Origin of the sequence: Methanosarcina hadiensis (genome assembly GCF_046529725.1) — an archaeon.
Lineage (GTDB): Archaea > Halobacteriota > Methanosarcinia > Methanosarcinales > Methanosarcinaceae > Methanosarcina > Methanosarcina hadiensis.
Window position 1 is genome coordinate 3913556 of record NZ_CP136241.1, and the last position, 19699, is coordinate 3933254.

General features: G+C 43.8%; 17 protein-coding genes and 1 pseudogene. 5 read left to right on the plus strand and 13 right to left on the minus strand.

What is annotated here, in order from left to right; translation table 11 throughout:
- Positions 1-64: 64 nt before the first annotated feature.
- A complete protein-coding gene (locus RSJ42_RS16795) occupies positions 65-1540 on the minus strand; it encodes a tryptophan--tRNA ligase (protein ID WP_410508381.1) in 1476 nt (491 codons plus the stop codon).
- A gap of 385 nt (positions 1541-1925) precedes the next feature.
- Here RSJ42_RS16795 and mntA point away from each other — a divergent pair, with 385 nt between their 5' ends.
- Together mntA and hepT are read left to right on the plus strand one after the other, a co-directional pair.
- On the plus strand, positions 1926-2330 hold the full coding sequence (mntA, locus tag RSJ42_RS16800) for a type VII toxin-antitoxin system MntA family adenylyltransferase antitoxin (protein ID WP_410508382.1): 405 nt from the start codon (positions 1926-1928) through the stop codon (positions 2328-2330).
- 1 nt (position 2331) lies between these two features.
- Positions 2332-2754, plus strand: coding sequence for a type VII toxin-antitoxin system HepT family RNase toxin (gene hepT / locus RSJ42_RS16805; protein WP_410508383.1), 423 nt, complete (start codon positions 2332-2334; stop codon positions 2752-2754).
- A 76-nt stretch (positions 2755-2830) separates the two neighbouring features.
- On the opposite strand, the gene RSJ42_RS16810 is transcribed toward hepT, so the two are convergent.
- The 4 genes from RSJ42_RS16810 to RSJ42_RS16825 form a co-directional block, all read right to left on the minus strand.
- The gene (locus tag RSJ42_RS16810) at positions 2831-4045 is read right to left on the minus strand and encodes a radical SAM protein (protein ID WP_410508384.1); all 1215 of its coding nucleotides are present in this window, start codon (positions 4043-4045) and stop codon (positions 2831-2833) included.
- Positions 4046-4433: 388 nt separating this feature from the next.
- A complete protein-coding gene (locus tag RSJ42_RS16815) occupies positions 4434-5042 on the minus strand; it encodes a translation initiation factor IF-2 subunit beta (protein ID WP_410508385.1) in 609 nt (202 codons plus the stop codon).
- A 39-nt stretch (positions 5043-5081) separates the two neighbouring features.
- Positions 5082-5603, minus strand: a complete 522-nt coding sequence (locus tag RSJ42_RS16820; RefSeq protein ID WP_410508386.1) for a 50S ribosomal protein L16 — start codon at positions 5601-5603, stop codon at positions 5082-5084.
- A 306-nt stretch (positions 5604-5909) separates the two neighbouring features.
- Positions 5910-7031, minus strand: a complete 1122-nt coding sequence (locus RSJ42_RS16825; protein WP_410508387.1) for a DUF1786 domain-containing protein — start codon at positions 7029-7031, stop codon at positions 5910-5912.
- Between the two features lie 122 nt (positions 7032-7153).
- On the opposite strand from RSJ42_RS16825, the gene RSJ42_RS16830 reads away from it, so the two are divergent.
- A complete protein-coding gene (locus RSJ42_RS16830) occupies positions 7154-7693 on the plus strand; it encodes a molybdenum cofactor biosynthesis protein B (protein WP_410510405.1) in 540 nt (179 codons plus the stop codon).
- Between the two features lie 88 nt (positions 7694-7781).
- On the opposite strand, the gene RSJ42_RS16835 is transcribed toward RSJ42_RS16830, so the two are convergent.
- From RSJ42_RS16835 to RSJ42_RS16850, 4 genes and pseudogenes are all read right to left on the minus strand, one after another.
- Positions 7782-7934 (minus strand): tetratricopeptide repeat protein, encoded by a 153-nt coding sequence (locus RSJ42_RS16835; RefSeq protein WP_410508388.1) that lies wholly within the window; start codon positions 7932-7934, stop codon positions 7782-7784.
- Positions 7935-8012, minus strand: a pseudogene (locus RSJ42_RS16840) (hypothetical protein); the annotation flags it as partial.
- Between the two features lie 52 nt (positions 8013-8064).
- Positions 8065-9051, minus strand: a complete 987-nt coding sequence (locus RSJ42_RS16845; protein WP_410510287.1) for a transposase — start codon at positions 9049-9051, stop codon at positions 8065-8067.
- A gap of 102 nt (positions 9052-9153) precedes the next feature.
- Positions 9154-11427: a tetratricopeptide repeat protein gene (locus tag RSJ42_RS16850; protein WP_410508389.1), complete on the minus strand. Its 2274-nt coding sequence runs from the start codon at positions 11425-11427 to the stop codon at positions 9154-9156.
- A 255-nt stretch (positions 11428-11682) separates the two neighbouring features.
- Here RSJ42_RS16850 and RSJ42_RS16855 point away from each other — a divergent pair, with 255 nt between their 5' ends.
- Both RSJ42_RS16855 and RSJ42_RS16860 read left to right on the plus strand, forming a co-directional pair.
- Positions 11683-14895 (plus strand): DEAD/DEAH box helicase, encoded by a 3213-nt coding sequence (locus RSJ42_RS16855; RefSeq protein WP_410508390.1) that lies wholly within the window; start codon positions 11683-11685, stop codon positions 14893-14895.
- A gap of 1 nt (position 14896) precedes the next feature.
- A complete protein-coding gene (locus tag RSJ42_RS16860) occupies positions 14897-15835 on the plus strand; it encodes an SWIM zinc finger family protein (RefSeq protein ID WP_410510406.1) in 939 nt (312 codons plus the stop codon).
- Between the two features lie 95 nt (positions 15836-15930).
- Here the strand turns inward: RSJ42_RS16860 and RSJ42_RS16865 are convergent, their stop codons facing one another.
- From RSJ42_RS16865 to RSJ42_RS16880, 4 genes are all read right to left on the minus strand, one after another.
- Positions 15931-16191 (minus strand): FeoA family protein, encoded by a 261-nt coding sequence (locus RSJ42_RS16865; protein ID WP_410508391.1) that lies wholly within the window; start codon positions 16189-16191, stop codon positions 15931-15933.
- Positions 16188-16352: a hypothetical protein gene (locus RSJ42_RS16870; RefSeq protein ID WP_410508392.1), complete on the minus strand. Its 165-nt coding sequence runs from the start codon at positions 16350-16352 to the stop codon at positions 16188-16190. Before RSJ42_RS16870 ends, RSJ42_RS16865 begins: the two co-directional genes overlap by 4 nt.
- Positions 16349-18493, minus strand: a complete 2145-nt coding sequence (feoB, locus tag RSJ42_RS16875; protein ID WP_410508393.1) for a ferrous iron transport protein B — start codon at positions 18491-18493, stop codon at positions 16349-16351. Before feoB ends, RSJ42_RS16870 begins: the two co-directional genes overlap by 4 nt.
- A 262-nt stretch (positions 18494-18755) precedes the next feature.
- Complete coding sequence (locus RSJ42_RS16880; protein ID WP_410508394.1) at positions 18756-19544, minus strand: helix-turn-helix transcriptional regulator; 789 nt, start codon at positions 19542-19544, stop codon at positions 18756-18758.
- Positions 19545-19699 lie beyond the last annotated feature (155 nt).

The following is a 19699-nucleotide window of genomic DNA, read 5'->3' on the forward strand; positions in this document are numbered from 1 at the left end:
TTGTAGATTCGGATTCTACTGGAGATTCATAATTTTACTAAAGATTCATGAGTTAATGTATGATTTATTTTTTGTAGATGATCCTGTATTCATCCAGATGTTCTCTTGCAAGTTCCCGCTTTTCCTGATGGTCTTTGAGGAACTCCTGCATTTTTTCAGCTGCAAGCTGCTTGCATGAACCGCACATTCTTGTTCCGCAGACGCACTCCTCCCTGATTTCCAGCAGTTCTTCGTCATCTTCTATCAGGTGGAAGAGTAAAAGTTCAAAGACAGAGCATTCATCGGGCTTTCCACCCAGTTTTTTCTGCTCTTCAAGGGTCATGCATCCCCCTGTCTTTGCCTTCTTTACTTTTTTTGCTCCTTCCTTCGGGTCGTCCGTAAGAGCAATATGGCTGTCAGGGATGCTGCTTGACATTTTCCCCCCCTGCAGCCCGCTCATGAAGCGGTGATAGGTAGATGCAGGGGGAATGAAAGCATAACCATCAAACTCGGCTGCAACTTCTGCTACAACTTCTTCCAGTATCTTTCTGGTAAGTTTCCATGTTTTTCTAAAAACGAAGTATTTTTCATAATCTAAAAATTCAGATGGTTTAGCCGCATTTGCAAACTTAGCGATTTCCTGAATCTGGTCCGTAAAATACTTCCTTTTCTCAGGCTGGCTTATTTGTAAAACAAACCTTTCAAGGAATGCGTAGTCAGGAGTCTGGAGTATATCGATGTGCTCTTCATAGAGTTTCACTTTCCCGGGAATGCGTTTTTTAAGTTCCTGTAAAGCTTCCTTCGGGGCTCCTTTTCCCCGGATGCTGAGGTACTTCCAGCCTTCTGCTGTTTCCCTTTCCTCCACCCTGAACATATTCATTTTGCCTGCAAGCCCCCTTGTAAGGCGGAGGTGAGGATCCTGATCGGGACCTACCGGAACTACGACCGGTTTTGGTCCTCCGAACTCTTCAAGCTGGGGCTGGAGGATATCTGCAGCCTGGGTTGCTACGCTGAGCATGTGAGAGAGACTTGTTTCTCCTGAAAAGCCGTAGATAGCACTCAGTTCCGAGAAATTGACTTTTGCTCCCAGTTCGAATGCAAGGTCTTTAACACTTCCGCATCCCGACTGGAAGTAAATGAGGCCGTCAGGCTTGAAACCGAGGGCGATAAGGCTTAAAATGTATTCTTCTACCCCGATTTCTCTGCACTTCTGCCAGGAAAAGCCGCGCACTGAAAAGGCTTCCCTGTCCGCAATCCCTACAAAGGCTGAAGCTCCTTTTTCCTGGTGCCATACAATCTGGTCCATTACCATTTTGTGTCCCAGGTGGACTTTCCCTGAAGGCATGAAGCCGTCCATAACTGAAAAAGGGGCACCTGTCCGCATGGCCTCTGCAATCTGTTCATAATCACGGTGCCCGAAGATTATTCTCCTCCGCATGTACTTGTGAAGAGACGGAATTTCCGGAAGTATGTTTTCAAAAGGAGAAATCCCGAATTCTTCGAATAACTTGGAGTAATCAGTAATATTGCTTGAACTCCACGGGTCAATTTTATTATCCATAATGTCCCTCATGGGCTGCCTTTTCCGGAAAATACTGCAGGCAGTTTTTCTTGCTAATAAGGGTAGCATAAATAAAGCGTAAGCTTTGTTCCGGTTAAATCGCTCTTTAAAAATACCTGCTCATATGTAAATGTTTATCTTCTGGCATCAGTTCCAGAAATTAACATTACTTTAATAACATTCCTTTACATGTACTTTCTTAATGCCATTTAAGGAAGCTTTTAATCCTTTTTTGCTGATTTCTAAAAGATTCCTAAAAATAAGAGTGATCAATCTGTTTTCTGTTAGAGTTATAGAAGAGCTCCACTACTATCGATGGAAATTTTCTCTCAGTTTTAGATTCTAACCCCCAGAAATATATATTCAAAAGCTCAATTGTAGTGAGATGGATAAGAGTTCATTTCTGGCAGACATAAGCAGGATTTTAGCCGGATTGAAAGAAGTAAATACAGCCTATATCTTCGGGTCATTCCTTGAAAAAGAAGATTTCAATGATATCGATGTAGCTCTGCTCCTGTCTGAAAGTTTAGACCCCTACAAAAGCCTTAAATTTTCTTTAAAAGTTGCGGGTAAACTGGAAAGACATATCAAGCCCAGATTTGAATTTGATGTAAAAATACTAAACAATTCCCCGATAGAGTTTCAGTTTGAAGTCCTCAAAAAAGGACAAGTTATCTTCTCCAGGGACGAATCCAGCAGAATAGATTACGAATCTGAAGTAATCTCGGCTTATCTGGACCTGAAGTACATGTATGATTTAATAGATAAGGAGTTTCTGGCGAGGGTCTAAAATGAGAACACTGGCCCATTTAAGAGAGCTTGATGAATCCCAGAAAGACTGGCAAAGATACCAGAGTATATCGCTGGAAGAGCTGAAGATAGATAGAGATAAAAGGAATATGGTTCTTCACGCAATGCTGGTCAGCATTCAGGCTGCTATAGATATAGCTACCGGTTTGATAGCTAAAGAGGGACTGGGAAAACCCACAACATACAGAGAAACTTTTGAAATATTAGGTCAGGCCGGACTGATCTCAGAGAATCTTGCTGAAGAGCTCTCGGATCTGGCTGGGTTCAGAAATGTCCTTGTCCATATATACTGGCAGCTAGACCTTAATCAGGTATATGGAGTCCTGCAAAATGATCTTAAAACTCTTAAATCCTTTTTAAAGGAAGTTAAGAGATTATTAGATCAGGATTTATCTGCCGAATGAGTTTCGGGCTAAGTCGCATAAAGTAACAGAGAAAAGCTAGCATAAATGAAAGTTCAGACAGCAGACTACCCTGAGGTTATTTACCGCAAATCTCTTCAAAGGGATAGGGAAGCTTTGCTTCTACTGGAATTTTATCTACAAGATCCATAAACTCAGGGTCATGCATGGGGCTTATATTCTTCTGCCGCTGGAAATAAGGATAACTCCTGATTCTCTGCCAGATTTCTTTTAAGGGCACTTCCTTTACATTCCCGAACCTGAAGGGGGGATATGGGCTTGGTTTAACATCTCCGTCCACGGTTACATGCATCCAGCGCCTGCCTGCCATCGCACCCATCATCTGCCCTTCGAAATAGGTATTTGAAAACATGCGCGGCCCCTCTGGAGCAGAGTTAATTCTGTGATACATTTCAAGGATTGTTCTCCGGTCCCTATCGGTAATTACAGACTCGCCTCTTCTTTTCGGCATTGATTCCCAGACGGAAAACTCGTGTACCCCGAGTTCCGATGCAAGTGCGTAGAGAGCAGGAAGTTCCTTCATATTTGAGGGAGAGGCGTGAGTTGTCATTACAACCAGAAGCCCTGCTTCGAGAGCAAGTTTTATGGTTGAGATCGCTCTGTCGTACGAACCTTCAGATTTTCGGACCGAATCATGTTTTTGAGGATCAGTCGAATAAACGCCGATCATCAGAGAGTGAAGACCTGCTTCTTTCAAACGGAGAGCAGTTTCTATTGAAAAGTCCGTACCCCAGGTAGAGCAGTTAACTATAGCGCGTTTTTTATCCACATATTCGACAAGTTCAAAGATCTCTTTACGTAGTAGAGGGTCATTTTCAGTAAAACTGATTATCAGTGTACCAAGGTCCAGGGCTTCATCTATCACTCTTTTTATCGTATCCGTATCCAGCTCATCATCAACTGTACCTGGTGGATACCTTGAGCTGTTCTGGCGGGTGATTTCAATGGTAACGGTTTCAGGGATATATTTTCCCATAGCTATCTGGACTTCTGCAAAAATAAGCCGTTTGAAAGCAGGGCCTGGTATCGGAGGCAGCCAGGCTGAGGGGACAAAGCTATCTTCCTGTACAAGAGCCGGCTTTTCTTCCTGCAGGCGTGAATTTATCTTTTTCAACACAGGGCTGCATGCAGATTTCAATGGTCCGCTTGCTGTAAGTTTTACGGCTTTCCCCTCACGCTGCTGAAGGTTTACAGACAGCCCTGGCATGGAGAAAATTTCTATATTTCTATTTTTTGTGGGAAAATCCGACACATTCTTTTTTTCAGGAATCATTTTTCCTCACAGATATTTTCTTAAGGGTTTCTGATTTTCTGACAAATTTCTAAATTTATCTATGGGTTAATATCTCTTAACACTTATTTAAATCGTACCTGTCTTTTCTGAAATCAAGAGAAACTAAAAATTAGATTTTTCCTGGAAATTTGTTTCAAACCAGTTTCAATAGCCATAAAATCTTTATCAATAGCCATAAAATCTTTAAAAATAGATCGTAACCGAATATAATGTTAAATACAAACAGCTATTAAGAATGAAAAATTTCAGTTGAGAATATCACTTTAAGAATAACCAGTTTTTAAAATGAGGTCTAAGCTGTCCGGGCACGAAAACCGAAAATTAGTAGTCTGCCTGGACTGCCTCTTTAAAATAAAAAGCTTGAACCTCAAGCCCTTTCTGAGAAGGCGAGGTTTCCGCTGATTTTCTTTATCTTTACTTTTACCACGTCGCCTTTTGCGGCTCCGGGCACGAAGACCGTATATTTGTCTATTTTTGCTATCCCGTCACCTTTGGACCCAACGGCATCTATCCGGAGTTCATAGGTTCCGCCCTCTTCGATAGCTTCCCTGACAACTACGTTGCTTACCTTTCTCTTTTTGACAGGTCTGTGTGCTCCACAGGCGGAACATTTCAGGACAAGTACCCTGTCTACCCTGACAAGCTGGGTATCCGGGCGTTCACATTCCGAACACATAACGTATTCGTCAACATATGCCTGAATGTTGTCTGAAATCTGAGCTCTTGTAAACCTGCCCTGGAAGACTGCACGTGTGCCTTCTATCTTCCCTGCAGTCCCCAGTTCCCTGGTGAGATATTTCATCAGGTGGTCAGGGTCCCGGTTAAGGGTGTCTGCAATATTTCCGAAGTTATCCAGAATTGTGGTCTTGCCTTCGGAAAAGAGTTTGGGTTCAGGGATTACGAATCGAGCGTCAGTAGTCTCTGTGTCCGGCATCTTTGACATTGCACGGTTTAAAAGCTCTTCGTAATCATACATTCTTTAGACTCCCTTTTAGTTTTACTGTTTCTAGCCGTGTTACTGTACCAGTTCTGCGCCTTCGTCGATGACGATTCTGCAGGGGGTTGGCAGTTTCTGTCCTGCATGCCAGAGAGCTTTCTTTGCAGCCTGGAAGTTCTGCTTCTCAACGGCTACTGTAAAGATCTTCTGCATTGAATTTACCCTTGCTGCGGTACCGACATTCTTCCCAAAGGCCCTGCGCATTCCACTGGAAACACGGTCAGCACCAGCTCCAGTTGCCTGCTTGTTTTCTCTGAGTACTTCATGGGGATAAACACGGAGCTTCATGTAAAAGCCCATCTTTCCTGTGTCTTCGACAAGGTGCCTGTTTGCAGTAATACGGGCTGCTTCAAGAGCAACATGCCTGATCTGGCATTTCTCTTCTACAACCAGCGAAACTTTTACAGGGAAAGTTGTGTTTGCTTTATCTCCCATATCATAGTGAATAACCTGGCTTCCGGGAACACCGCCCATATATTTTCTTCTGGTAAATGAGCGCTGTCTCACGTTTCTGTACATACTTCCTGGCTTTCGTACCATTAGTTTGATTCTCCTGAAAAGTGATAATTTTGATAATATTTTGAGTGGAAGCTTTTTCCACTTATAATCCACTTATAAGCGTTTGCTTCAAGTTCGCAAAAAACTGTTTAGCAAATCGTTGAGCATGGAGATATGTGCATATAAAGATACCTGCCTGTATTTACATTTATCTGTAAACCGCCCTTGCAGGTTCTGGCAGGAAATTTCTGCATCACCCGGTTCTCCGGATAGGGATTTTCATGCCTGAGATTCTATATCCCCTTATATCTTATATATCCCGGGCTTAGGTGACTTACTCCCTACTACTTAGTGGTTTATAAGTTTTATTGATGTTTCCGAGTATTTTTCAAAAAATCCCGCTAGAAGCCCGAAGCAGCCTGAAAGCATCATGCTCCCGAAAGGTGCTGCAAAGTGCAGCTTCTCAAAAATTTCCTTCCTGAGTTCCGAATGTGAAAGCTTTTCAAGCATCTCTCTTTTCGGCCCTGTAACCATTATCGAGCGCACATGTTCAAAACCCGGAGCTTCCTTTGTATATGCTCCGTGCCCTCCGTCTTCAAATACTTCATCAAAGCCAAGCTTTCCGTCAGCAAGCCTGATAATATAGTCCTGAAGCTTTTCCGGACTCATGCTGGAACTGTGATGCTCGAACACAGCCGTGATCCTGTTTTCATTCACAAGAGCTCCAAGAGTATGCCCGTTTCCTATATTGACCACAATGGAAGGCTGGACTGCTGCCGGGTCGGTAAGAGCTCCAAATACGGCTGCGGGCCCTGTGTCCATGAAGACTGCCCGCGTATTGAGGGCTGTAGTGGCTTTAAGAAGCGAATCTGCCTGGGCTTTCATTCGAGTGAACGGCTTCGGGATCTCTTCGGGCCGGTACACAAAGTCTTCGAGCTTTCCTCCTTTCTCGATAAGTTCCTTTAAAAGTTCAAACCTGTAGACCCTGTTGCTTTTGTCCGGAGCATTCCCGTGGTCCTGCACTGCCACGGCATAGTTTTCCGGCATCCTGACCTCGAAATTCGAAAATGCGCAGGAAACTGCACAGGGGTCAAAGTCCTGCATAACAATTTCCAGAGCCTCTCCCGAATCTGCAAGCCCTTTTGCCTCTTCCTCCGTAACAATCTGGACTCCAAAAGCTTTCACTCTTTCAATGTTATCATGAATGGACAGAGCGGCTGCTTCAGTAGCATATACCGGGAAACCCGCCTTCAGGTGCGCGCGGACAGCCCATGCCGAAGGCCCTCCTCCCATTATGGTTCCGGTAAGCACAAGTGCTTTTCCTGCCTTTGTTACTCTTCTGATTCTTTCCGCAGTCACCTGCGTAGGAGCAGGCATGACCATTATAAGACTGTTCTCAACCTCTTTTTCCGAATCAAATAGCAGGATATCCTGCGTACCTGTCCCTATGTCCGCAGCAATTATGTGCATAACCGGGGATTGGGCTGATAAGTTATTAAAATATGGGCAGGCAAGTAACTTAGAGGATACTGGATAAAGAGAAGAAATAAAACATCATATGAAAAACTAAGTAAATGGAGCGTGCCGTTTTCATGAAAGAACCTACGCCAGAAATTCACAAAAAAGACGCTAAAAAATCTTTTTCTTTCGCTTTAATTACAATTTCTACTTCAAGGTACGAGAAGTACGGAAACCCGTCTTTTCCCTATGAGGCAGAAGACCTTTCCGGAAGAGCTATGAAAGAACTTCTTGAGGCTGCAAGCAACAATGTCTCTTTTTACAGGCTTGTGCCTGACGGAAAAGATGAAATTCTTGATGCTCTTTTTGCCGCGCTTGACAGTTCTGCAGATATTGTTGTAACAAGCGGAGGCACTGGGCTCGCTCCGAAAGATCTTACTATAGAGTCCGTAGCACCTCTTTTTGAGAAAGAAATCCCTGGTTTCGGAGAACTTTTCAGGTTCAAGAGCCTTGAAGAAATCGGCACTTCCGTAATCCTTACAAGGGCTTCGGCAGGTGTGATAAAAGGAAAGGCTGTATTCTGTTTGCCGGGGTCACCAAACGCGGTGAAGCTTGCCCTTTCTAAGATTATCATTCCTGAAGCAGGTCACATTGTAAGGCATGTGAGGGAATAAGCCTAATAAGTTTTGGTAGATGGGCTTTTTATAAGAGAAAGAATTGGAAAAGCAGTTATCTAAATCCTGTAGCGTGAAGTTGCAAAAATCATTTCTCTTTATTTTCTTCATTTATCTTTGAAAGAAGCCAGTCATAATTTTCTTTTATTATTACTGTATTGGGATGATTTTGTCCAAACTTTTTTTCGACTATTTTCAGTGCCCTTTGATACAGTGGGAGTGCTTTTTCGTAATCTTCCATCTGACGATAGAGTCCTGCAAGATTGTTTAGTGTTGTTGCAACATATGGGTGTTGGGGACCCAGTGTTTTTTCATCTATTAGGACTTACGCACTTGCCTGCTTTGCAGGCAGCTTTCGAGTTTTTTACTTTTTAATCTAATTCATATATTGGTTTTCTGATATATTGACTTACAGCATTTCTTGTAATGCTTAACTTTGTCTCAAACCATGTCATTCCTGTTTTCATTCTTTGGACTTCAAATCTTAGGAATGCTCTTAGTGCCATCATAATATGTGCTCTCTGCACATTATTTCTTCTTGCCTGACAGCGTTCTACTCCACAAAACTGTTTAATTCCTCTATGGTACTCTTCAATTTTCCATGCTTTTTTCCCTAACTCTTTCCTTTTTTCTTCTTTCATATCCAGTACATCTGTAGCCCAATACTGCGTGTCTCCGTCCTCGGAAACTATCCGAAATACTTTGATGAAACCATATTCTTTCAGATGAACCGTTATTCCTTCTGGTGGAATACTTAACAATTCAATTGCTACATTACCAGTCTTATCAGGATTAACTAACCGGTTTTTCTTCAATCTCGTTAACCAGTGCCATCCCTTTTTCCTGATCGCTTTGAGATTCTTTATACTGGAATACCACGTATCAAACAGAACAAATTCAGGCTTAAAACCACGTTCTTCTGCCTTATTTAGCATATCAAGGAAATGATCGTTTTTTGTTTTTCCATCAGTATTTATATCGTAAATTCTAAAGTCAACAGGGATTATGGCGTCATTAGACGTCCAGACAACGGTTTCAAGATTGATCCCATTTACAATCTGATGATGTTTACCACTCCATTGTCTGTAAACAAGATCCATATGCTTGGAATATGGTTTATCCAGAACAGTATCGTCGAAAACAAGAAAGCCAGTATAAGGAGTGACTATATCCTTTACTTCTTCCCATAAAGCCTCCGTATCCGGAGGCTGCCTTAGAAGAAGACGGGTAAAAGAGTCATGAGCCGGATTATTAGAATCTAAATAACTGCACTTTGAAGCTTCGGTACAGCTAAATACGCGTGAAGAAGCGATAAGAAAGTTGATGTAATCGAGATCAGTGCATTTAGGAGGATTTATTTAATTCAACCCAGAGATTTTTTTTTTGATTATATTTATACCAATATATTAAAAAAAGTATTTTAATGTAACTTATGAAAAAGTGCTTCAACCGCGTAAGTCCTAATCTATTTTAAGTGTCCTTTTATAAAATGTGAGTGCATTTTCGTACTCTTCCATATCTATATAAAGTCCTGCGAGATTGTTTAATGTTGTAGAAACATCTGGATGTTGTGGCCCTAGCACCTTTTCACGAATATCAAGTGCTCTTTTATAAAGTGGGAGTGCCTTTTCGTATTCTCCTATACTTTCATAGAATACTGCAAAATTGTTTAAGGTTTGTGCAACATCTGGGTGTTCAAATCCCAGCACCTTTTCACGAATGTCAAGTGCTCTTTTATAAAGTGGAAGTGCCTTTTCGTAATCTCCTATTCTTGCATAGAATGCTGCGAGATTGTTTATTGTTGTTGCAATATTTGGGTGTTGGGGACTCAGTGTTTTTTCATCTATTTTAAGTGTCCTTTTATATAGTGGAAGTGCCTTTTCGTACTCTCCCATATCTTCATAAAGTCCTGCGAGATTACTTAGGGTTGTTGCAACATCTGGGTGTTGTGCGCCCCGCACTTTCTCCATTATTTCGAGTGCCCTTTTATAAAATGGAAGTGCCTTTTCGTATTCTCCTATCTGACGATAGAGTGTTGCAAGATTGTTTAGTGTCGCTGCAACATATGGGTATTCCGGATCCCGTACTTTTTCCATTGTTTCAAGTGCCCTTTGATAGAACGGGAGTGCTTTTTTGTACTCTCCCATATAATAATAGAGTGCTGCGAGATTGTTCAGGGTTGTTGCAATATCTGGGTGTTCAGATCCGAGTTCTGCTTCAAGTATTTGCCTTACTTCTTCATACATTGGGGTAATTAATTGCCAGAATGCTGCTCTGTAGAAGGGATCAGAGACAGAAACAAACCATTTGGACAAATGTTCCACTTCAAGAGTCTCTTTTGCATGATAGAAGGCTTCAGTTAAAGCGGTTTCGTGTTCTGGGGTTATTGACTTAATATCGAGTTCTTTTAGTTGATTGCTGTAGTAATTAAGCATGAAATTGTGAACTTTCTTTTTTAAATACTGATCTTGATATTCTTGCAGGCTTTTTCTTATAAGCTGGTGCATGGAACATTTTCCTTTATCGTCAATGTCCATAAAAGAGAAGCTATGCAGTTCTGAAAAACTGGTTACAGGGTATCCGGTATTAAATTTCTCAATCAAGATTTCAAATAGTTCGCGGTTCCAGTATCTGGGAACCGATAAGACTTTCAGCGTCTCTTTTTCTTCCCTGTCAAGGTATTTGACGAATCTGTAGAAAATTCCGTCTGGAACCTTTGCAAAGTCTTCCGGGGCAGGCTGCTTTTTTTTCTTTATTTTTCTATAGGTTTCAATAGAGAGTTCAAGGTAGTAGGGTACGCCTTCACTGCTTTCAATTAATGCTTTCTGGATATCCTCTTCAGTGATTCCGCACCGTTTTAACAGGTCGAGAGAATCTTTTTCTGGAAGTTTTTCTATTTTATGCTGGTCGAGGTAATTTTCCCAGTCCTCATCAACTTCTTCCCAGCGAAGGGTTTCTCTTCCGCAGATTATCCACAGACAGGATTTTTGTATGTTTTCAATAAGTTTTCTGAGCCATTTATCACGGTCATTAAAACTTCCTATATCTCTTTCTTTTTCCCATAGAGCTTCATAGGTGTCTATGAAAATGACTGCGGATTCTGAAGTGTTCTGCAGGTGGTCAGCAAGGTCATAGGCCCAGTAAACAGGTAGTAGTTCATCTATTTCTGCCGGTTCAAGATCGGAAAGTCTGGAAATATCTTCTTTGCGTTTCAGGGCCCATTTCTGATAAAGTTCAGGTAAACTTTTGGCAAGGTTAAGCACGTTTGGTATCAGGTTTACAGGGACAAATTCGTTACAGATGTCCAGAACATCACGAACAATGCTGTCCTCGGAGTAGTTTTCTTTTACAAGAGGAATGTGGGGGTTAACTTTTTTCCAGTAGGTTGCGAGTGCAACGTCAAAAGAGTTGAATTTGATGTCGTATTTCTGGCGCAGTTGACTGGACAGAACTTCGAGGAATTTATAAGGCTGCCTGTATTGTTCGGTAGCGAAGTCTATTGAAGTCCATATAATTTTCATGTGAAAGGCTGATTCATTGTGTTTTTTAAGTAATGTTGAAAGTTCCTTTCTAAGGCTGGTTTTTCCAATTCCAGCAACTCCATAATAGACCAGAATACTGTAGTCCTTTAGGTCGATGTTCTGGAAGGCTTTATCAAAAGCTTCAATGAACTCTTTCCTATCAACGAATGGGCATTCTACTTTTTCATCAAAATTTGTAGGACAAATTGACACTCAAATCCTCGACACTCAGTTCCTGGTCAGCTTAAAGTTCCGACCTATTGAAGTATTTTTCAACTTGCCCTATATTACACTGCTGAAATCTTTCAATTTCAATAACCAGACAAAAGAGGCTCATCAACAATAAGCCGGAACTTTTCCGGAATATCTATTGTAGGATCAACGGAGCTTTGAAACGTATAATAATGGAGTCTTGAAACAGCTTGCCCCACATCATTTTTAATATATCTTCCTTCCTAATCCAATTACATGATAATTCTTCATGCAGGAAGAGTCGGAAAACAGTTCTTCTTATGGGGGGAAAGCCCGGCTGAAAAAGAAACTTCGGTTGTTCGGCGCGGGAGAAAGCCTAAAATCCCGATTGTAAAACCCTATCCTTATGATTCGGGCGTTGAAAACCTGTCTTCTGCTCTTGAGCTGCTGCTGAGAAGTACTGACCGGAAAAAGGCAGAGAAAATTAACGTCTGGATCCCAACTATCGGCGGGAACCCTGTCCCTTCCAGCCCTCTCGTTGCTGAAATTCCTGCATCGGAAGCAGAACCTTCATTGATTCCCTGGACTGTCAATGCATATCCTCTGGAAGCTGAAGAAGCTATTGTTCTCCTCTGTGCCTGTATGGGAAAAAAGGTTCTTGCTCCCGGCATAATCTCGGGAAATGACCTACTCTGGTGGGCAGATGCTCTTAAATTTGCAGGCTCGCTGGCCGCAGGACAGAAATACCTGCCTGGTGTCAGGGGCGGGGAAGGGGAGTACAGGGCTTTCTGGGAACCCGTATTTTCCGGAGAAGATGCCGGAGAGCTGGCAAAACTTGCAAAGCAAATGCCTCCTGCTGCAAGGGCTCTAATTCCTGAAACATCTGCCGTGCCTCCGGAAATGCCTGCTGCTTTAGCGGCAAAGCAGTTTATTGAAGACTCTCTCGACTGGATAGTCCGGTCCGAGATAGGAGAAAAAGAGCCTGCAAAAGAGGCACGCAAAAGAAAATCCTTTGACAGTGTTCACGATGCCTGGGTTTCTGCTCTTAAAAGCCCCGACGGGCTGATCTATGGAGACGAAAAAGAGCTTCTGCAGCTTTCGTTAAGGGCCCGTGAATGGCAGTGCCCCCTCACCATCCTCACCACTTCTCCTTTCAGGTTTTGTTTCCGGCTGGAAGAGCCGGCTGCGAAAGAAGAAATCGAAGAAATCGAAGAAACTGAATCCGGAAAAAAAGATACTAAAAAAGGCAAAGATATAGCTGACATAGAGGTTCCCGAAGGACACTGGTACGTCCGCTACATGCTTCAGTCCTACGAAGACCCGAGCCTTCTGATTCCTGTAAAAGAAGCATGGAAGCCAAAAAAGGGCAGCCCTTTGAAAAAATATGATGTGAAAAACATTCGCCAATTTCTGTTATCTTCCCTCGGGCAGGCTTCCAGTATAAGTGCAGAAATTGCTTCCAGCCTTGAAGCTCCCAATCCGTCCGGATATTCCCTTGATATGAAAGAGGCTTACCACTTCCTGACTGAAAGTGCAGCGAATTTAAGTCAGGCCGGTTTCGGGGTACTTCTCCCTGGCTGGTGGACCCGTAAAGGTACAAAGACCCACTTAAAAGCCCAGGCTAATGTTAAGGGCAAGAAGAAGTTACAGGCCGGATACGGGCTTACACTCGATGAAATCGTCAGCTTTGACTGGGAAATTGCCCTTGGAGACAGGGTGCTGACAGTCAGAGAACTGCAGGCTCTTGCAAAGCTCAAAGCTCCGCTTGTCAAATTCCGGGGGCAGTGGGTCGAGGTAAAAGATGCGGAAATCAGGGCTGCCCTTGAGTTCTGGAAGAAAAACCCCAACGGAGAAGCAAGTCTGCGCGAAGTTCTAAAACTAGCTGTTGGCGTTTCCGAAAAAGCTGATGGTGTGGACGTTGAAGGGCTCAATGCAACCGGCTGGATTGGAGAATTAATCAGCCGCTTAAAGGATAAAACCGGATTTGAAGAACTCCCGGCTCCTGACGGTTTTTCAGGCACCCTCCGCCCTTACCAGTTCCGGGGTTATTCCTGGCTCGCTTTCCTGAGGCAGTGGGGAATAGGAGCCTGCCTTGCAGATGATATGGGGCTTGGCAAAACCGTCCAGACCCTTGCTCTTATCCAACATGACCGGGAACAGATTGAAGAAAAAGTTGAAGAAAAAGTTGACGGACGTAAAGCCCCGAAACCGGTCCTTCTGGTCTGCCCTACCTCTGTTATCAACAACTGGAGAAAAGAGGCTTCCCGCTTTACTCCGGGACTTTCGGTAATGGTCCACCACGGGACCAGCCGGAAAAAGGAAGAGGAATTCAAAAAGGAAGCTATGAGCCATGCTATTGTCATCTCAAGCTATGGCCTTTTGCAACGGGATCTTAAGTTTTTAAAGGTGGTTTCCTGGGCTGGAATCGTACTTGACGAAGCCCAGAACATTAAAAATTCGGAAACTAAACAGGCAAAGGCAGCCAGGGCTCTTGAAGCCGATTATAGAATAGCTCTTACTGGGACTCCGGTTGAAAATAACGTGGGAGACCTCTGGTCCATAATGGAGTTTTTAAACCCCGGTTTCCTTGGCAGCCAGGCAGGTTTCAAGCGGAATTTCTTTATTCCCATTCAGGCAGAAAGAGATCAAGAGGCTTCAAGGAGGCTGAAAGAAATTACAGGCCCCTTCATCCTTCGCCGTTTGAAGACCGACACTTCGATTATCTCCGACCTGCCGGAAAAAATGGAGATGAAAACCTATTGTACGCTGACAAAAGAACAGGCTTCCCTCTATGCTGCAGTCCTTGAAGACATCGAAGAGGCAATGGAAGACGCAGAAGAAGGCATCCAGAGAAAAGGCATAATCCTGTCTGCCCTTACCAGGCTCAAGCAGGTCTGCAACCACCCGGCGCAGTTTTTAAAGGACAACTCTGCTTTACTCGGCAGGTCTGGAAAACTCGCAAGGCTTACTGAAATGCTGGATGTAGTCCTTGAAAACGGGGAAAAAGCCCTTGTTTTCACCCAGTTTGCGGAGATGGGAAAAATGCTAAAAGAGCACCTGCAGGCGAGCTTTGGCTGTGAAATCCTTTTCCTGCACGGCGGGGTTCCCAGAAAGCATAGAGATCGAATGCTTGAGCGCTTCCAGGAAGGGAAAGAATACCTCCCTATCTTTGTTCTCTCCCTTAAAGCGGGCGGCACAGGGCTTAACCTTACAAGAGCCAACCACGTTTTTCACTTCGACCGCTGGTGGAACCCGGCTGTTGAAAACCAGGCTACAGACAGGGCGTTCCGTATAGGCCAGACGAAGAACGTTGAGGTGCATAAGTTCATCTGTGCGGGCACGTTTGAAGAAAAAATCGATGAGATTATCGAGCGCAAAGTGCAGGTCGCAGAGAACGTTGTCGGAACAGGCGAAGACTGGCTTACAGAACTTTCTAACGATGAATTGAAGGATCTTCTTGCTCTTCGAGAAGAGGCGGTAGGTGAATAAAATGGCAGCTTACTGGGACGGTTATGGTTATTATGAGCCCACAAAGCCGATTGAGGTTAAAGGAGGCATCAAAGCAAAGTCCAGACGTGGAAGCTTTGTCCAGAGCTGGTGGGCAAAACGCTGGATTGAAACCCTTGAAAGCTTTAAGCTGGGTGCAAGGCTGGACCGGGGAAAAAGTTATGCCCGTAAAGGCCAGGTAACCTCCATTAAAATAGAGTCAGGGCTTGTAAGGGCTAAAGTCCAGGGTTCAGACCCCAGGCCCTATTCGGTAACAATAAAAGTCCGGACCCTGACAGGTTCCGAATGGGACCTCCTTGCAGAAAAACTTGCCCTGAAACCTATTTTTGCGGCAAAGCTCCTTGCAGGCGAGATGCCGGAAAATATCGACTCCGCATTTAAGGAGATAGGCCTCTCCCTCTTTCCCAAAGCACTCGACGACCTTGAAACAGACTGCTCCTGCCCTGACTGGTCAAATCCCTGTAAGCATATTGCAGCCGTCTACTACCTTCTCGGGGAAGAATTCGACAGGGACCCCTTCCTTATCTTTAAGTTAAGGGGCGTGGACATGGACGATTTTATGTCCATTCTCGGAAAGGGTTTTGTTACGGACACTGTGGACCGTGTAGCAGAAATGGGGGCTCTTACAGAAAAGCCTGATGATAAAACCGGAACAGTACCCGAAGCTCAAACTTCCCCGTTTTCTCCCGAACCTCTGCCCTTTAACCCCGAAGCTTTCTGGAGGGCACTTCCTGAAGTTACTGGAGAAGAAAAAAGCCCCTCCCTTGAGGCTCACGTCCCTCTGGTTCCAGCCGCCCTTCCAAAAAGGCTTGGAAAATTCCCATTCTGGCGTGGCGAAGAAGATCTGCTTGAAGTGCTGGGGGAAATATACAAAAAAGCTTCACCTGCAGGGATGATGATTTTCCTTGGAGAACGTAAATGAATGCTTTCGCATATTTTTTTTCTCCAATTTTTTTCTCCAGGGTGAGTAAAATTTTTTGCCTTCTATTGGAGGCAAATTAGTAGCTGACGTATAAATCAGTAGCTAACGTAAATATGATTTGCAATTTCCCTGTCCACAGCATACCGCGTCTGGTCTACCTCAAAGAGGTATGAAGGGGAGCGCCTGAGAAGAGTTACAGGCATACCGGGCAGGATTCCCATTGCTATCAGTTTCTGCAAAATCCCTGTGTTTTTTGTGTCCAGATGGGAGATCTTTCCTTTTTTCCTGGTTTCCATTGAGGAAAGTGTGGTAGTTTTCAGAGCATCATTCAGGCATTCCGGTTTTTTTGGTATCATTTAAAGAGACTCCTTATAAACTGTATTACTTTTGCTTCTTTTACAAGTTCGTACCCGCAATTTGGGCAGCACTGCCTGTCGCAGTTATGCAGTTTCCCACAGCCGGTGCATTTTGATTCATCTGCTTTTTCGAATTCGCTTCCGCAAAGTGGGCACTTCACAGTTTCACCCCCAGAGCGGTAAGCAGAGTGTTTACGATAAAGCCTGCAAGGAAGGCTGAGGGGAAAATGAACGCTGAGATTGCAAGCGCCATTCTAAACCCTCTTTCTTTTACTGTCATCATGAACTGGGCAATGCAGGGCATAAAAAGGGTCAGAGTAACTGCCGCAACCACAAGTTGCACGCCTGTCAGCAGTCCTGCGTCATGCATTCCATAGAGTCCGGCTGCTCCGAAGTCCCTCCTGAAGAAGCCGAAGAGGAAAATATCAGCAGCCTGGGAAGGCAGTCCTATCCAGGTGGTCGGATATTCCATGATTTTCAGGGCAAGAGCAAAGAGTCCTGTCAGCCTGCCTATCCAGATCAGTACGCTTGCCAGCACAAAAAGGGGCAGGACTTCCAGGAAATACCAGTGCATCCTTGAATAGGTCTTAACCGCTATGTTTGAAAGTTTAGGGATCCTGAGAGGGGGCATTTCGAGTATGAAGGTAGGAGCTTCCCCAGGCAGAAGCCTGGCAGCCAGATATCCTATGAATACAAATTCGAGCACTATCACGCCTGCCCAGATAATCAGCCCATCAGGGTTTTCAGACAGGATGGAAAGAATAATCCCGAGCTGTGCCGAGCAGGGGATTGCAAGAGCGAGCAGAACGGTTGAGATGAGCCTTTCCCTTCTTGTCTCAAGGGTCCGCGTGACCATTGTGGCCATGGTGGAGCAGCCAAAGCCGAGGACCATCGGAATTACTGCCCTTCCGCTAAGCCCGATTTTCTTGAACATGCTGTCAAGGAGCAGGCCGAGCCTGGGGAGATATCCCGTGTCTTCGATTACTGAGAACACAAGGAAAAAAGCTCCAACTATCGGCAGGATAAGGGCAATTGCGTAGGTCACTGCCTGCGTAAATATCCCGTATTCCCCTACAAAGAGGTCCTGAAGGGCAGGATAGGGAACAATGGATGTGAACCATCCGGTCACAAAGGGGTTTATATACTCTCCGAACACCGTGTTTTCGAGGAAATCAACAATAGTGCCTGCTGCAAAAACACCAACGAAACGGTAGAGTCCGAAGTACAGGACTAGCAGGAGAGCCGGAATGCCAAGCAGAGGGTGAGTTAGTACGCTGTCTATATTTTCCGCGAAACGGACTCTTCCCTCAGCCTTTTTTCTTTTTTCGGTTTTTACTTCCTGGCCTGTTTGTTTTTCCTCAATCTCTTTTTCCGTATCCCGGACTTCCATTACCTGCTCTACGATTTCGTTTACAAGCTCCTGCCTTTTAAGGGTAAACAGGTAAGACAGAGGGATCCCTGCCTTTTCCGAGGCAGCTTCTGCAAGGCTCTGGAACTTCTCAAAACCATTTTTTCCGCCTTCGCTTTTCTCTCCCTCCCTCTTTTCATTTTTATTCCAGCAGTTATCTTGAGGGCTGCATACAGAATCAATTGCTGTCCTGTCTCCCTGAAGCAGCAGGAGGGCAAGGGACCTTTTTGATATTCCGGTTTCTTCCTTTGTTTCAAGCAGGCTTTCTATTTCCAGGATGTAAGGCTCTATTTCCTGCCCATAATCAATTTCCTGTGGAAATCTCTCTTTTGTCTCCGGAGTGAATCCCGCAATTGAAGTTTTGAGTTCTTCGATTCCTTTTCCTTCACTTGAAACCGTACCCACGACAGGGATCCCGAGGAAATTGCTGAGTCCCTTTATGTCTATTTTTATTCCTCTCTCCTCAGCTTCGTCCATCATGTTAAGGACAAGGATGACAGGGAGCCCGGCTTCAAGAAGCTGGAGTGTGAAAGAGAGCATGCGCCTGAGGTTTCTGGCATCTACAACATGCAGGCAGACAAAGGTTTTCTCATCAAAAAGAAGGCGCTGGGAGACTCTTTCTTCTTCGCTCACAGGCAGTAGAGAATACATTCCGGGAGTATCGATTATTTCATATTCCCTCTCTCCTAACCTGCCTTTCCCCCTGCTGATTTCTACTGATGTTCCTGGATAGTTGGAAACTATGGTATAATTTCCGGAAAGTGAATTGAAAAGGCTGCTTTTCCCAACGTTTGGGCTCCCTACGAGCACAATTTTAGGAAGTCCTTTTCCGGGAGTGCACTCCTTTTCCCCACGGCAGCACTCATTTTTGGGACAGATAAGTGGCAGTTTCATATTTATTCTCGGTTTCTATCTTTAACCTTTAGGTCGACCTAAATTCATTTTTGCCTTATTTAGGCATACCTAATATTTAAAGTTAATGAAATATCCGGGATTTCAGAAGGAAACGGCAAAAAAATTATCCAAAAATTCCTCTCAAAAACTCATTTGAGTAGATTAGCTTAAAAATTCAAATTCAGGAGTATTAAAAACAGCTTTAATTGAAAACAGCTTTAGTTTGGCGCAGAGGAGTAGATTTGTTAAACCTTTACTCTTCTTAAATTTTTGCCTCTCTGCTCATATCCCTTAAGTATTCAAACAGCTCTCTTCCCCATTCTATTGCCCCAGGTTCGAAACTGATTATGTACTGGCGGTCAAATCTTCCACTTTCATTAAACAGCCCCAGAAGCATTATTTTATCCGAAGATACAACTACTGCAGGGATTTCCACTTCTTTCTTATCGAGAACGAAAACATTCGTATTCTTTATTTTGAGAAACTCTTCCACTTCTTTTTGGAAATCCTCTGCAAGCCTTGAATATACGGATTCGCTCATGACAAGGGAAATCTCAGTGCCTTTTCTGGCAAGATCAAGGAAAAAAGACGGGAACTGAGGATGAAAGTAGGAAAAAAACATAAGTATATGGTTTGAGTTTGACACATTCTTTACGAATTCAGGGTTAAGATCAAAAGTATGGCTCAGGTCAGGTTCTATAAGACGATAGTCCCCAAGTTCGCTGATTCGCTTAATAAGGGATGGAGGAATAGGTGTAAGTTTCCTGTCTGCCCAGAACTCCTCATTTTTTTCAAAAACATCCAGGGTATCCAGAAGAGGCTTCATTTTCTCTATAATAATCTCTCCTATCAAACTGAGGCTATAAACTCCTTCTTCGTGGATTACCAGGTTCTGCTCTTTCAATTTTTTAATCTGGGGAAGGAGCGCTGTTCTTGGAACCTGAAGCCTATCAAGGATCTCCTGGGTATTCTTAGGTCCTTCTCTCAGGAGCATGAGAAAAGCCTTTCTTTTCTCTGAAAACAGAACCAGATCAAGCAAGTTTGGATTCATTTAATGTCGCCATCCGGAGGTAGAAGAGATTTTTTCGTTTTTGGTTCTCTATAGCGTTAATGAATACCAAATCGATAATAAAGATGTCGAAATTATTTGGACTCTTATTAAGTTCCAGTATTGTACCAGCTCAATAAACCTTCTTAAATCTTCAA

Bases quoted from the DNA above. Each gene is read 5' to 3' on its own strand.
- RSJ42_RS16855 (WP_410508390.1), top strand. From the start codon at position 11,683: ATGATAATTCTTCATGCAGGAAGAGTCGGAAAACAGTTCTTCTTATGG.
- RSJ42_RS16795 (WP_410508381.1), bottom strand. From the start codon at position 1,540: ATGGATAATAAAATTGACCCGTGGAGTTCAAGCAATATTACTGATTAC.
- RSJ42_RS16820 (WP_410508386.1), bottom strand. From the start codon at position 5,603: ATGGTACGAAAGCCAGGAAGTATGTACAGAAACGTGAGACAGCGCTCA.
- RSJ42_RS16865 (WP_410508391.1), bottom strand. From the start codon at position 16,191: ATGATACCAAAAAAACCGGAATGCCTGAATGATGCTCTGAAAACTACC.
- feoB (WP_410508393.1), bottom strand. From the start codon at position 18,493: ATGAAACTGCCACTTATCTGTCCCAAAAATGAGTGCTGCCGTGGGGAA.
- hepT (WP_410508383.1), top strand. From the start codon at position 2,332: ATGAGAACACTGGCCCATTTAAGAGAGCTTGATGAATCCCAGAAAGAC.
- RSJ42_RS16830 (WP_410510405.1), top strand. From the start codon at position 7,154: ATGAAAGAACCTACGCCAGAAATTCACAAAAAAGACGCTAAAAAATCT.
- RSJ42_RS16880 (WP_410508394.1), bottom strand. From the start codon at position 19,544: ATGAATCCAAACTTGCTTGATCTGGTTCTGTTTTCAGAGAAAAGAAAG.
- mntA (WP_410508382.1), top strand. From the start codon at position 1,926: ATGGATAAGAGTTCATTTCTGGCAGACATAAGCAGGATTTTAGCCGGA.
- RSJ42_RS16835 (WP_410508388.1), bottom strand. From the start codon at position 7,934: ATGGAAGATTACGAAAAAGCACTCCCACTGTATCAAAGGGCACTGAAA.
- RSJ42_RS16810 (WP_410508384.1), bottom strand. From the start codon at position 4,045: ATGATTCCTGAAAAAAAGAATGTGTCGGATTTTCCCACAAAAAATAGA.
- RSJ42_RS16815 (WP_410508385.1), bottom strand. From the start codon at position 5,042: ATGTATGATTACGAAGAGCTTTTAAACCGTGCAATGTCAAAGATGCCG.
- RSJ42_RS16825 (WP_410508387.1), bottom strand. From the start codon at position 7,031: ATGCACATAATTGCTGCGGACATAGGGACAGGTACGCAGGATATCCTG.
- RSJ42_RS16860 (WP_410510406.1), top strand. From the start codon at position 14,897: ATGGCAGCTTACTGGGACGGTTATGGTTATTATGAGCCCACAAAGCCG.